Genomic DNA, 13163 nt, shown 5'->3' with positions numbered 1-13163 from the left:
ATGTCCAGGGAGCAACGCGGGCCGAACGAAAAACTCGGCGCCGTTCTCGCCCTCGCGGGAATCAGCAACGCAGGACTCGCGCGTCGCGTCAACGATCTTGGCGCTCAACGCGGGTTGACTCTTCGCTACGACAAGACCTCGGTGGCGCGCTGGGTGTCGAAAGGCATGGTGCCGCAGGGCGCCGCGCCGCACCTCATCGCCGCCGCGATCGGCCATAAGCTCGGCCGCCCGGTACCGCTCCACGAGATCGGCCTGGCGGACGCGGACCCCGCGCCCGAAGTGGGCCTCGCCTTCCCCAGGGACGTCGGACAGGCCGTCCGCTCGGCCACGGAGCTGTACCGGCTGGACCTCGCCGGGCGCCGTTCCGGTGCCGGCGGCATCTGGCAGTCGCTGGCCGGCTCCTTCGCGGTGAGCGCCTACGCGACGCCCGCCTCACGGTGGCTGATAACCCCGGCCGACAGTTCGGTCGCGCGCGAGGTGAACTCCGCGGAAGCCTCCGGCGCACCGCTCAAAGTCGGCCACAGCGATGTGCAGAAGCTGCGGGAGGCCGCCGAGGACGCCAGGCGCTGGGACTCCAAGTACGGAGGCGGCGACTGGCGTTCGTCCATGGTGCCGGAGTGCTTACGGGTGGAGGCGGCACCGCTGCTGCTCGGCTCGTACTCCGACGAGGTGGGCCGTGCCCTGTTCGGCGCCTCCGCCGAACTGACCCGGCTGGCCGGGTGGATGGCCTTCGACACCGGTCAGCAGGAGGCGGCGCAGAGGTACTACATCCAGGCGTTGCGGCTGGCCCGCGCGGCAGCCGACGTACCCCTCGGCGGGTATGTGCTGGCATCGATGTCCTTGCAGGCGACCTACCGGGGCTTCGGCGACGAGGGCGTCGACCTCGCCCAGGCCGCGCTGGAGCGCAACCGTGGTCTGGCCACGGCCCGCACCATGAGCTTCTTCCGGCTCGTCGAGGCACGTGCGCACGCCCGCGCGGGTGACGCGCAGGCCGCCGGGGCCGCGCTGAAGGCGGCCGAGGGATGGCTGGAGCGCTCCCGGGACGGAGACCAGGACCCGTCGTGGCTGGGCTTCTACTCCTACGACCGCTTCGCCGCGGACGCCGCCGAGTGCTACCGGGACCTCAAGGCACCACGACAGGTCCGCAGGTTCACCGAGCAGGCCCTGTCGAAGCCGACGGAGGAGTTCGTACGGTCGCACGGGCTGCGGCTGGTGGTGTCGGCGGTGGCGGAGCTGGAGTCGGGCAACCTCGATGCCGCGTGCGAGCAGGGCGTACGGGCGGTGGAGGTCGCGGGGCGCATCTCGTCGGCCCGCACCACCGAGTACGTGAAGGATCTCCTCCACCGACTGGAGCCCTACGGCGACGAGCCGCGGGTCGTCGAGTTGCGGGAGCGCGCCCGACCCCTGCTGATGGCCCCGGCCTAGGCCGTGGCGCCTGCCGCCGTCCCCCGCGTTTGAAGGCTCTGTCAGTGGCGCAGTGCACTATCTAGAGCGGGAGGTGGTGCAGGTGCGGCCGGAGATCGCTTATGACTGCGACGTGCTCGTGGTCGGGGGCGGGATCGTCGGGTTGTCGACGGCGTATGCGATCACGCGTGCCGTTCCGGGGACGCGGGTGACCGTGCTGGAGAAGGAGGAGGGGCCCGCCCGGCATCAGACCGGGCGGAACAGCGGGGTGATCCACAGCGGGATCTACTACCGGCCGGGGTCGCTGAAGGCGCGGTACGCGGTCGAGGGCGCCGCCGAGATGGTGAAGTTCTGCGCCGAGTACGGCATCGCGCACGCCGTGACCGGGAAGCTGATCGTCGCCACCGAGCGCTCGGAGCTGCCGCGCCTGCACGCGCTCGTGCAGCGCGGCCGGGAGAACGGCATTCCGGTGCGCGAGATGGGCCCCGCGCAGATCACGGAGTACGAGCCGGAGGTGCGCGGACTGGCGGCCATACACGTCGGCACGACCGGCATCTGCGACTTCACCGGGGTCGCCCGGCAGCTGGCGGAGGCCTCGGGCGCGGACATCCGCTACGGCGCCCGGGTCGAGCGGGTCGACCGCCGGCCCGAGCTCGGCGTGGCCGTGCGCACGAGCGCCGGGGACGTCGTACGGGCGCGCGTGCTGGTGAACTGCGCCGGGCTGCACTGCGACGAGGTGGCGCGGCTGACCGGGGACGACCCCGGGATGCGGATCGTGCCGTTCCGGGGCGAGTACTTCACCCTCGCGCGGCCCGAGCTGGTGAAGGGGCTGGTCTACCCGGTGCCCGACCCGGCGTTCCCCTTCCTCGGGGTGCATCTCACCCGCGGGATCGACAGCGGCGTGCACATCGGGCCCAACGCGGTGCCGGCGCTGGCCCGCGAGGGGTACGGGTGGGGGGTCGTGAAGCCCCGGGAACTCGGCGCGACGCTGGCCTGGCCCGGGTCGTGGCGGATAGCGCGGCGGCACTGGCGGTACGGGGCCGGTGAGCTGCGGCGGTCGGTGTCCAGGGCGGCGTTCACCGAGGCGGTGCGCAGACTGCTGCCCGCGGTGCGGCAGGACGACCTGGTGCCCGCGGCGGCGGGGGTGCGGGCGCAGGCGGTGCTGCGGGACGGGACGCTGGTGGACGACTTCCTGATCAAGGAGGGCCCGCGGACCGTGCACGTGCTGAACGCGCCGTCCCCGGCGGCGACGGCCTCGCTGCCGATCGGGCGGGAGGTGGCGAGGAGAGCGCTGGCCGCGCTGGGGGGCGTGTGAGGGGGCGTGGTGCTGCGGTGCGGGGGGTCTCGCCCCCGGCGCCCCTACCCCGTACCGACCCCAGGGGCTACCGCCCCGTGTGACGGGGCGTGGTGGCTGCGGTGCGGGGGTTCTCGCCCCCGGCGCCCCTACCCCGTCCCGACCCCAGGGGCTGCCGCCCCTTCGACCCCGCTGGGGCTCCGCCCCTGACCCCGATCGGCCCGAAGGGTCTCGTCCTCGGACGCCGGACGGGCTGAGATTGCCTGCACCGGCGTCCCTCGGGATGCGCTCGCCCCCGTCCCCGTAAAATCGACCCCACTGTGTCTGACTCCCCCAACGCCCCCGACGCGTCCCAGTCCGCCCACACCCCCGGTGTGCCCGTTCGGCACACCCGGACCAAGGGGGAGCCGCGCTTTCCCGACGGGCCGAAAGCCGATCCCGCCGGGTCGCACTTCGAGCGGCGGATCCGGAGCTTCCAGCCGCGCCGGAGCCGGGTGACGGCCGGGCAGGCGGACGCCTTGCAGCGGCTGTGGCCCAAATGGGGGCTGGACATCGACGGGCAGCGGGTGATCGAGCCCGCGGAGCTGTTCGGCAACGACAACCCGGTGGTGCTGGAGATCGGGTTCGGGATGGGCGAGGCCACCGCGCGGATGGCGGCCGCCGACCCGGGCACCAACATCCTCGCCGTCGACGTCCACACCCCCGGCCAGGGCAACCTGCTCAGCCTCGCCGACCAGCACGGGCTCTCCAACGTCCGGGTCGCCAACGGCGACGCCATCATCCTGCTGCGCGAGATGCTCGCCCCGGACGCGCTGGACGGGCTGCGCGTCTACTTCCCCGACCCCTGGCCCAAGAAGCGGCACCACAAGCGGCGGCTGATCCAGCCGGAGTTCCTCACCCTGGCCGCGACCCGGCTGAAGCCTGGGGCGATCGTGCACTGCGCGACCGACTGGGAGCCGTACGCCGAACAGATGCTCGAGGTCCTCACGGCGCACCCGGACTTCGAGAACACCCAGGCCGACGGGGGTTTCGCACCGCGTCCGGAGTACCGGCCGCTGACCCGTTTCGAGGGCCAGGGACTGGAGAAGGGACATGTCGTGAACGACCTGTTGTTCCGGCGCGTACAGCGGTAGGACAACAGCGACAACCGCGCGACGACCACCCCCCACCGGCGCCGGAGACCCTCTCGGCCCTCCTGCGGGCGGCGCCCCTGACTCGTTAGGGTCGATGCCGTGACCACCTTTCCCCCGTACCGGACGCACCACCCCACCGGTCCCCCCGGCGGTGGTGCGCTGCGGCACGCGCACTGGTGGCAGCGCAAGGGGGTGCGTTACGGCGCGCTCGTCACCCTGCTCGCGCTCTCCGGGCTCGTCATCCTCGCTCTGGTGCGCGAACAGACCGGCACCGAGGGCTTCCTGGTCGGGCTCGGGCTCGCGATCCTGCCCGTGCCGCTGCTGATGGCGGCCTTCCGCTGGCTGGACCGGGTGGAGCCGGGGCCGTGGCGCAATCTGCTGTTCGCCTTCTCCTGGGGCGCCTGCGCGGCGGCGCTGATAGCGATCGTCGCCAACAGCTTCGCGACCCGCTGGATAGCGACGGCGACCGCGGACCCCTCCAGCGCCGACACCCTGGGCGCGACCGTCATAGCGCCGATCGTCGAGGAGACCGCCAAGGCCGCGGCCGTGCTGCTGGTCTTCCTGTTCCGCAGACGGGACTTCACCGGGATCGTCGACGGGGTGGTGATAGCCGGGGTCACCGCCACCGGCTTCGCGTTCACCGAGAACATCCTCTACCTCGGCACCGCCTTCGGCACCGACCAGCTCACCGGCGACAGCGGCATCGCCTCGGTCACCGCGGCGACGTTCTTCGTCCGCGTCATCATGTCACCGTTCGCGCACCCGCTGTTCACCGTGCTCACCGGCATCGGATTCGGCATCGCCGCGCTGTCCGCGGACCGCCACCATGTGCGCCGGGTGCTCCTGCCCCTGTCCGGCCTGCTGCTCGCGATGGGCATGCACGCCGTGTGGAACGGCTCCTCGACCTTCGGCGAGTACGGCTTCTTCGCGGTGTACGCCGCCTTCATGCTTCCCGCGTTCGGGTTGCTGACCTGGCTCGTCATCTGGACCCGGCAGCGCGAGCTGCGCACCGTGCGCGAGGAGCTCCCCGCCTACGCCGCGGCCGGCTGGCTCACCCCCGCCGAGCCCTTCGCGCTCAGCTCGATGCGGGCCCGCCGTATCGCCCGCCAGTACGCGCGCGCCCACGCGGGGAAGGCGGCGGCGCGGGCGGTGGCGCAGTACGAGGCGTACGCGACATCCCTGGCGTTCCTGCGCCATCGGGGGCGCCGCGGCCGGGCCAACGCCGACTTCGTCGTACGGGAGCGGGAGTTGCTGCACGAGCTGTGGGTCCGGCGGGAGGCGGCACGCCCGGCCCTGGACCACGCGGCCCGGATGACGGCGGCGCCGGTCCCCGCTCCCGTCCCGCCGGCCCAGTGGCCCGTGCACGGGTACCCGGCGGTGCAGTACCCCGGGTACAACCCGTACCGAACCTAGGGCCGCGGCCGGCGACGCTCCCCCGGCGCGACGCCCGGCACGCCCTCCCGCCGCACCGGCCCCGCCACCAAGTCCTAGGCGGACGCCGTGGTCAGGGCCTTCACCTCGTCGTCCGTCAGCGTGACGTCCGCCACCTTCAGCAGGGCCGGCAGCTGCTCCACCGTCCGCGCGGAGGCGATCGGCGCGGTCACCGTCGGCTGGGCGGCCAGCCACGCGAGGGCGACCGTGGCGACGGGCACCCGGTGGGCCTCGGCGATGTCGTCGAGGGCGGCGAGGACCTTGCGGCCCCGTTCGGTCTGGAGGTGCTTGCCGGCGCCGGCGGCACGGGCGCCCTCCACCACCTCACCGTCGCGGTACTTGCCGGTGAGGAACCCGGCGGCCAGCGCGAAGTACGGCACCGCGGCCAGCCCGGCGCGCTCGGCCAGGTCCTGGAGCTCACCCTCGTACGTGTCGCGCGAGACCAGGTTGTAGTGCGGCTGGAGCGCCACGTACCGCGCCAGGCCCTCGCGCTCGGAGAAGGCGAGGGAGGCCGCCAGGCGCTCGGCGGAGATGTTGGAGGCGGCGATGTGGCGTACCTTGCCCGCCTTCACCAGCTCGTCGAGCGCGCCGATGATCTCCTCGACCGGCACCTCGGGCTTGTCGAAGTGGGTGTAGTAGAGGTCGATGTGGTCGGTGCCGAGGCGGCTCAGCGAGGCGTCCGCGGCGGCCTTGATGTTGGCCGCGGTCAGGCCCTGGAAGTCGGGGTGCTGGCTGACCTTGGTGGCGATCACGAGGTCGTCGCGGTTGCCGCGGGCCCTGACCCAGTTGCCGATGATGGTCTCGGACTCGCCGCCGGCGTTGCCGTCGGCCCACGCCGAGTAGGAGTCGGCGGTGTCCACGAAGTTGCCGCCCGCGGCCGTGTAGGCGTCCAGGACGGCGAAGGACTGCGCCTCGTCGGCGGTCCAGCCGAAGACGTTGCCGCCGAGGGAGAGCGGGAAGACCTCGAGGTCGGACGTGCCCAGCTTGCGAAGAGAAGTCATGTGCAGGGTCAACGCCCGCGGGCGGGGCGCTCTTCCGCGACGGCCGCAAAGCAAACGCAAAACCGGCGGCCCTGACGTCGGGGGGTGTGCGTCAGGGCCGCCGGTGCTCAGGAAGGGTGGAGCCTCAGGGCGTGAGCCCCTTGCTGCGCAGCCACGCCATCGGGTCGATGCCGCCGGACGAACCGCCGGGGTGGACCTCCAGGTGCAGGTGCGCGCCCGTGACGTTGCCGGTCGCGCCCACGCGCCCGATCACGTCACCGGTGGCGACCTTCTGCCCCACGCTCACGCTGATCGAGGACTGGTGGGCGAACCACACCTCGGTGCCGTCGTCGAGGGTGAGGACGGTCTTGTAGCCGTACGAGCCGTCCCAGCCCGCCTGCGTGATGGTGCCGCTGTGGACCGCCTTGATGAGCGAGCCGGTGGGAGCGGCGAAGTCGAGACCCGTGTGGTAGCCGGAGGACCACAGGGAGCCGGCCTGCATATAGGTGGAGGTGATGGTGTACGAGGAGGTCGGCAGCGTGTACTGCTTGGCCAGCTCGGCCAGACGCTTGGCCTCGGCGGCCTTCTCGGCGTCCGCCTCCGCCTTCTTCTTCGCCTCGGCGGCGTCGTCCGCGGCCTTCTTCAGCGCGGCGGCCTCGGCCTTGGCGGCCTCGTCGGCGAGGGCGGTCTGGGTGGCGAGCTGTGCCCTGTCGGCGACCTGGGTCTGCTGGCTCTCGGCCTGCGCCATGATCCGGTTGCGCAGCGACTCGCCGGCGCCGGAGGTGGTGGAGGCCTGGATCGCGTCCGTGGTGGCCGTGGGGGCGGCCGTGGGGGCCGCGGCGAGGTCGCTCAGCACGGTGGCCGAGCCCTGCGGCGCCTCCTCCCCGCCCGACACGAACGGCAGGTCCGGCATCGAGAGGGAGACCGGCGGCTTGCCGGTGTTGGCGCTGGCCATGCCTGCCCCGCCGACGGCGGCTATGACGCCTACGCCCAGGACGGTGGAGCTGCGGGCGAATCCGCCGCTGCGCTGCTTGGTGACCCGGTGCTTTCCGCGTGCCGGTCGGACGGAGTCCTCGGTGGGATTCCAGACGTCCTGCGGACCCTCGTCGTGGTGGTAGCTGCCGTGGCCGAAGGCATCGGTGCTGCGCTGGCTCGGCACGTACGGGGCCTCGGGGGCAGGCGGGTTCGACGCCACGTGGGCGTACTCCTTTCCTTCCTTCTCGCCTACCGGGTTAGCTGACGGGTTCGGAGCAGGAAGGTCTCCTACGCGCGTATACCGACCGTGGTGCCACGGCGGCGTTCGCACGATTCACCCCAGGGTGGTGGTTCCCCGGCTCCCTTGCGGGATTAAGCGCGTGAGCACGGAGCCGTCTCTTGTGACGGCTGGGACGACCGCGCTGCGTTATCGAACGTTAATAGACCCGGGGTGTGGATTCCAAGCTGTTCCGCTTGATCATTAACCTTTCTCGCCAGGACGTACAGACCTATGAGCGGTGAAAATCGGGCGAGTTGACCACGCCTCAGCAGGTCCACCGGCGTTGACGGCACGTCAGTCGCCATGCGGAGGGCGCCCGACCGGTCACCGGATGTGACCATGTCACGGTCGGCGTACGGCGAGCAGCGCCATGTCGTCCGTCAGGGCACCCCCGGTGTGCCGGCGCACCTCCGCCGCGAGCGCGGACAGCAGCGCCCCCGGATCGCGGAAGGCGCGTCCCGCGAGCCGCGCCGCCGGGTCGTAGAACTCCCCGTGCCGGTCCCGGGCCTCGGAGAGCCCGTCGGTGTACAGCAGCAGCGTCGCCCCGACCGGGAAGGCGACCTCCTCGGCGCGGTCCGGCCAGGTCCCCAACTCGCCCATCCCGAGCGGCAGCGCGGCCTCGGCGGCGGGCAGCGACCGCACGGTGCCGTCGGGACACAGCAGCAGCGGCGGCGGATGGCCGCGGTTGAGGATCCGGACCAGCCCGTCACCGTGGGGCAGTTCGGCGAGGACGACGGTGGTGAACCCCTCGAAGGCGTCCAGCCCCTCGCGCCGGGTCCCCTCCCGGGCCAGCGCCCGCTCCAGCCGCCGCGCGACCGCCTCCAGGCCCGCCTCCTGCTCGGCGGCCTCCCGGAACGCCCCGATGACGACGGCGACGGCCGCCACCGCGCCCATGCCCTTGCCGCGCACGTCCCCCACCACCAGCCGTACCCCGTGGGGGCTGTCCTGGACGGCGTACAGGTCCCCGCCGATGAAGGCGTCCTGCTGCGCCGCCTCGTAGCGCACCGCGATGTCGAAGCCGGCGATCCGGTCGGCGGGGCCGGGCAGCACGGCCCGTTGGGCGGCCTCGGCGATCTCGCGCTGTGAGGCGAGCCGTTGGTCGCCGCGGTGCACCACCCGGTTGAGGACGGTGGCCAGCACGGCGACGGTGGCCACGGTGAGCACCTCGGTGAGGGCGTCCGCGTCCACCTGGAGGCCGTAGCGCAGATGCACGGCGAAGGCGGCGACCAGCGCCACGGCCCCGGTGGCCACGGTGCCGAGCAGCGGGTACAGGGGCGCGGCGACCAGCGGGGCGGCGGTGAAGAAGGGGATCGCGGTGAACGCGCGGGGGGTCAGGAGGTCGTAGAGGATCCCGCCGGCGATCAGTACGGCGGGCAGCATCCGCAAGAGGGCGGAGATGTGCCGCCCCTCCTCCGCCTCCTGGTCCACGCCCCCAGGTTTCCCGGAGCCGGGCGGGGCGGCGAGCGGTGTGGCCCGACCGGGGGAAACGCTCAGGGCCGGAGTCCATGAACTGGACTCCGGCCCTGGGCCTTCAGTAGCGGGGACAGGATTTGAACCTGCGACCTCTGGGTTATGAGCCCAGCGAGCTACCGAGCTGCTCCACCCCGCGTCGTTGAAACCAGCATACGCCATCCGCGGGACGCTCAGCACCACGGTAGGGCCGCGGCGCCACTGACCTGCGTTTTCAGCTGCCGGGGTTGCCCGCGTGGGTGAGGGTCTCCCAGGAGACGAAGAGGTCATCGGTGCCCGCGGGACGGGTCTCCTCGGCGAGCCGGTGGGCGGCCGGGACAAAGACGTCGAGGCGGTTCTCCAGGTGGTTGAGGGCCACCTCCAGGTCCGGGCCCATGGTCCGCTCCACCTTGCCGCCGCACAGCCACGCGGGCGCGGGCTGGCCGGCCTGGTACCGGGCGTGGAGGTCGAGCGCCGCCTTCAGCCGGTCCTCGACCTCGCCGTAGAGGTCGACGCCCTGGTGCCAGGCGGTCTCGGCGATGTGGGCGGTGGCGGCGATCGAGTAGCCGACGTGCTTGAGGTTGCGGCAGGTCTCCTGCGAGACGCCGTCCTTGTACGTCTTCTGCCCGAACCAGTACGCCGTCAGCTTGGCGGGTGTGTTCACGCCCGCCCCCTTGGGCGTGAGCGGCACCTGGCCGTCCTCCTCCAGGTAGAAGTAGGCGGGCACGCGCTCCCGGAAGCGCTCCAGGGCGTGGTCGAAGGCCTGGTGGTCGTCGAGGAGGACTGCGATGCCGATGGCCGCGTCGGTCATGACGAGGTCCCAGTTGCCGTTGTGGGCGGGAACCTTGCGGGTGACGGTCGGCAGATACGCGCTGCGCAGCATGGTCCGGAACCGCTCGACCCGTTCCTCGGGCCACCCCGCGCCCGGACTGTGCGCCACGATCTCCGCCGCCCGCGCCCAGGTCCCCCCGGCCCATCCGGTCTGCAGCCCCGCGTCCTCCTCGGTGTGCCGCCGCATCCTCGCCGACCAGGCGTCCATGATCTCCCGCGCCTTGACGGCGTGCCGCTGCTTGCCGGTGACCCGGAAGAGCAGCGCCTGCGTGTAGGCGGCGATGGCGTCCTCGCGCTCCTGCACGCACCCGTGCGCGGGCCGGTCGGTGTGGTCCCCGCCGGGACAGTCGACACTCGCGTACGGCTCGGGCCGGTACCTGTACGCCCCGTACTTGCTGTCCCGCATCTCCAGGTACGCCGTCAGCCACGGCTGCTTCCCCGCGGCAACGTGCGTGCGTACGGCGTCCAACTGGGCGTCGCTGACGAGGACCCCGGGGTGGGTGAACTCCGTGTCCGGGGGCAGGGCGCGGGCCATGGTGCGGGTCCCCGCCCCGGTGCTCCCGCAGGCGGTGGCGAGGAGGGGGACGAGCAGGAGCACGGCGGCGGCACGGATTCGGGCTGACCTCATGCAGGCAGCGTCACCCTGCCGCGGGCGGCGCGCAGGAGATGTTGGGCTGATCGGTCGTCAGGGCCCCGCCTCCCGCCGTTTCCTGTCAGCTCAGCAGGGGGAGGTTGGGCGCCTTGGCCCGTTCCTCGAACTCCGGGAGCAGGACGACCTCCACACCCTGTGCCGCGAGCAGCCCGCTCCCGTCGGCCGCCGTCACGAACGTGTCGGGCTCGCGCCAGGCCGTCACGACCCGGCGTACACCGGCGTCCAGGATCAGCCGGGCGCAGGGGGCGGGGCGTGAGGCGCGGCGGGCGCAGGGTTCCAGGCTGCTGTACACCGTCGCCGAGGCCAGCCGGGGGTCGGCCGCGGCGATCTTGGCCAGGGCCGCCTCCTCGGCGTGGACCACCTCGTCACCGCCCTCGCGGGAGTACCCGCGCGCGAGCTCGGTGCCGTCGGCGGCGACCACGACCGCGCCCACGCTGAACGCGGTCCGTGAGGGCGGGCACAGGGCGGCGAGTTCGCAGGCGAGGCGGAGCCAGTGGCGGTCGGCGGCAGGGCCGCCCGGTGCGGTGGGCTCGTAGCGCATGAGGACGACGTCCTCGATCCGCCTGGACTCCACCAGCCGGAGGCGTCCTTGCTGGAAGGCGCCGGGGCCGAAGAGGCGGGGCGCCTCGGGGGTGCCGACGAAGAGGGGGGCGAGGACCAGCTGGAGTTCGTCGGCGAGGCCCTGCTGGAGGAGCTGGGTGTGGATGGTGCCGCCACCCTCGACCATGAGCCGCCGCACGCCGCGGCCGGCCAGGTCCGTCAGGAGCCGGGGCCAGTCCAGCTCGGTGCCGAGGCTGACCACGTCGGCGGCGAGACCGACGGCGCGGGCCCGCTCGGCGCCCTTCTCTGTCGTGTAGAGGATCTTGTCACCGCCGGTGTGCCAGAAATTCGCCCCGGGGTCCAGGTCGCCCGAGCCGCTGACCGTGACCTTCAGGGGGTATTCCGGCCGGCCCGCCGCGACCCGAGCCGCGCGCCGCTCGGGGGAGTTGACCAGCAGGCGGGGGTTGTCGGCACGGATCGTGCCGGCGCCGACCAGGATCGCGTCGACCGAGGCCCGGACCTCGTCGACGCGGTCGAAGTCGGCGGGGCTGGAGAGCAGGAGGCGGTCGGGGCCGGTGTCGTCGAGGTAGCCGTCGAGGGAGACGGCGGCGGAGAGGAGGACGTACGGGTGGGACATCGGCGCGGTTCCTCCGGTCGACGGACTACGGGCTTGGTTAAATTTTGAAGCAAACCTACACTGGACGCATGACGACCCGCTGGCTCACCACCGAGGAGCAGCGCGCCTGGCGCGCCTACGTGGCCGCGACGCACCTCCTGGAGGACGCGATCGACCGGCAGCTCCAGCAGGACGCCGGCATGCCCCATCTCTACTACTCCATCCTCGCCCTCCTGTCCGAGGCGCCGGAGCGGCGGCTGCGCATGACCGATCTCGCCGAGGGGCTGAAGATCACGCGCCCGCGGCTGACGTACGCCGTGACCCGGCTGGAGAAGGACGGGCTGCTCAGGCGCGAGAGCTGCCCGTGGGACAAGCGCGGGAGCGTCGCGGTGCTGACCGACGAGGGCATGGCGGTGCTGGAGGAGACGGCGCCGGGCCACGTCGAGACGGTCCGCTCCGCGCTCTTCGACCGGCTCACCCCGGAGCAGGTGGCCCAGTTGGAGGAGATCTGCGCGGGGGTCGTGGCGGGGCTCCAGGAACCGGCGGGCGACGAGGTGCCGTGGCGGCGGCGTTCCTCCCCCTCGTGCTCCTGACCCACGCTCCAGCGCACTCCTGAGGCACCCCACCATCCGATTGCTTCAACTTTCAAGCATGAGGTAGGGTCTCGATCCGTAGAGATGCTTCAAATCTTAAGCAGATATGTGCCTCCGCAGGCTACGGACCCCACGGACCGGAGTAACCGCATGATCGGCCTCCCCGCCGCCACCCCCCGCTCCCGCGTCCGCGTCCCGCTGCGGTTCGGGGACGGCTACGGCGTCGACGCCGAGCTCGTCACCTTCCACGGCCTGGTCGACGGCCAGGAGCACCTGGCTGTCGTCCTCGGCGAACCGGGCCCCCGCCCCTTGGTGCGGCTGCACTCCGAGTGCCTGACCGGTGACGTCTTCGGCTCCGCGCGCTGCGACTGCGGCCCCCAGCTGCGCGAGGCGGTCGAGCGGATCGCCGAGCGCGGCGGCGTCCTGTTGTACCTGCGCCAGGAGGGCCGCGGCATCGGCCTGTACAACAAGCTCGACGCCTACGCCCTCCAGGACCAGGGCCTGGACACCTACGCCGCGAACACCGCGCTGGGCCTGCCCGAGGACGACCGCGACTACACCGCCGCCGCCCAGATGCTGCACGCCCTCGGCATCGGCGAGCTGGACCTGCTCTCCAACAACCCCGACAAGGCGGGCCAGTTGCGCGCCCTCGGCATCGACGTCCACGACCGGGTCCCCACGGGGGTCTTCACCACCGCCCACAATGTCCGCTACCTGCGCGCCAAGGTCCTCCAGACGCAGCACACCCTGCCGCTGGGCGAGTTGACGGAACCGATCGCCGGCTAGCCATGCGGGCGCGCGAGGAGCGGGCTCCCCTCCCCCCGGACACACCGAAGCCCCCGCCTCAGAACCGTCTGACGCGGGGGCTCGCGGTAGGCCCTGTGGGACTCGAACCCACAACCAATGGATTAAAAGTCCACTGCTCTGCCAATTGAGCTAAGGGCCCAGGCGATGTTGCCTCCCCGAGCATAGCCGGACGCGGCCG

General features: G+C 72.4%; 11 protein-coding genes, 2 tRNA genes and 1 riboswitch. Of the genes, 6 read left to right on the top strand and 7 right to left on the bottom strand.

Annotated features, from left to right (window positions below; genetic code table 11):
- The 4 genes from ACZ56U_RS09335 (at position 1) to ACZ56U_RS09320 (ending at position 5244) form a co-directional block, all read left to right on the top strand.
- Complete coding sequence (locus ACZ56U_RS09335; RefSeq protein WP_469083387.1) at positions 1–1425, top strand: MFS transporter; 1425 nt, start codon at positions 1–3, stop codon at positions 1423–1425.
- Between the two features lie 52 nt (positions 1426–1477).
- The gene (gene lhgO / locus ACZ56U_RS09330) at positions 1478–2719 is read left to right on the top strand and encodes an L-2-hydroxyglutarate oxidase (protein WP_469083386.1); all 1242 of its coding nucleotides are present in this window, start codon (positions 1478–1480) and stop codon (positions 2717–2719) included.
- A 299-nt stretch (positions 2720–3018) separates the two neighbouring features.
- The gene (gene trmB / locus ACZ56U_RS09325) at positions 3019–3831 is read left to right on the top strand and encodes a tRNA (guanosine(46)-N7)-methyltransferase TrmB (RefSeq protein WP_469083385.1); all 813 of its coding nucleotides are present in this window, start codon (positions 3019–3021) and stop codon (positions 3829–3831) included.
- A gap of 99 nt (positions 3832–3930) precedes the next feature.
- Positions 3931–5244, top strand: a complete 1314-nt coding sequence (locus tag ACZ56U_RS09320) for a PrsW family intramembrane metalloprotease (protein ID WP_469083384.1) — start codon at positions 3931–3933, stop codon at positions 5242–5244.
- Between the two features lie 74 nt (positions 5245–5318).
- Here ACZ56U_RS09320 and ACZ56U_RS09315 read toward each other — a convergent pair whose 3' ends face one another.
- From ACZ56U_RS09315 to ACZ56U_RS09290, 6 genes are all read right to left on the bottom strand, one after another.
- Complete coding sequence (locus ACZ56U_RS09315; RefSeq protein WP_469083383.1) at positions 5319–6263, bottom strand: aldo/keto reductase; 945 nt, start codon at positions 6261–6263, stop codon at positions 5319–5321.
- 124 nt (positions 6264–6387) lie between these two features.
- Positions 6388–7437, bottom strand: coding sequence for a M23 family metallopeptidase (locus ACZ56U_RS09310; RefSeq protein ID WP_469083382.1), 1050 nt, complete (start codon positions 7435–7437; stop codon positions 6388–6390).
- Positions 7438–7448: 11 nt separating this feature from the next.
- A riboswitch (cyclic di-AMP (ydaO/yuaA leader) is annotated at positions 7449–7606 on the bottom strand.
- A 233-nt stretch (positions 7607–7839) separates the two neighbouring features.
- Positions 7840–8925, bottom strand: a complete 1086-nt coding sequence (locus tag ACZ56U_RS09305; protein WP_469083381.1) for a PP2C family protein-serine/threonine phosphatase — start codon at positions 8923–8925, stop codon at positions 7840–7842.
- 107 nt (positions 8926–9032) lie between these two features.
- Positions 9033–9106, bottom strand: a tRNA-Met gene (locus ACZ56U_RS09300).
- A gap of 75 nt (positions 9107–9181) precedes the next feature.
- Positions 9182–10405: an alginate lyase family protein gene (locus ACZ56U_RS09295; protein WP_469083380.1), complete on the bottom strand. Its 1224-nt coding sequence runs from the start codon at positions 10403–10405 to the stop codon at positions 9182–9184.
- An 85-nt stretch (positions 10406–10490) separates the two neighbouring features.
- Entirely contained in the window at positions 10491–11606 is a 1116-nt protein-coding gene (locus ACZ56U_RS09290; protein ID WP_469083379.1) for a dihydrofolate reductase family protein, read from the bottom strand.
- Positions 11607–11674: 68 nt separating this feature from the next.
- Here ACZ56U_RS09290 and ACZ56U_RS09285 point away from each other — a divergent pair, with 68 nt between their 5' ends.
- Together ACZ56U_RS09285 and ACZ56U_RS09280 are read left to right on the top strand one after the other, a co-directional pair.
- Positions 11675–12178, top strand: coding sequence for a MarR family winged helix-turn-helix transcriptional regulator (locus ACZ56U_RS09285; protein WP_469083378.1), 504 nt, complete (start codon positions 11675–11677; stop codon positions 12176–12178).
- 150 nt (positions 12179–12328) lie between these two features.
- A complete protein-coding gene (locus ACZ56U_RS09280) occupies positions 12329–12964 on the top strand; it encodes a GTP cyclohydrolase II (protein ID WP_469083377.1) in 636 nt (211 codons plus the stop codon).
- Between the two features lie 87 nt (positions 12965–13051).
- On the opposite strand, the gene ACZ56U_RS09275 is transcribed toward ACZ56U_RS09280, so the two are convergent.
- Positions 13052–13124: transfer RNA gene (locus ACZ56U_RS09275), tRNA-Lys, on the bottom strand.
- Positions 13125–13163 lie beyond the last annotated feature (39 nt).

It is taken from the genome of Streptomyces sp. NPDC034103 (assembly GCF_055575395.1).
The sequence above is the reverse complement of the archived record's forward strand: the minus strand, read 5'-3'. Positions and strand labels throughout refer to the sequence as shown.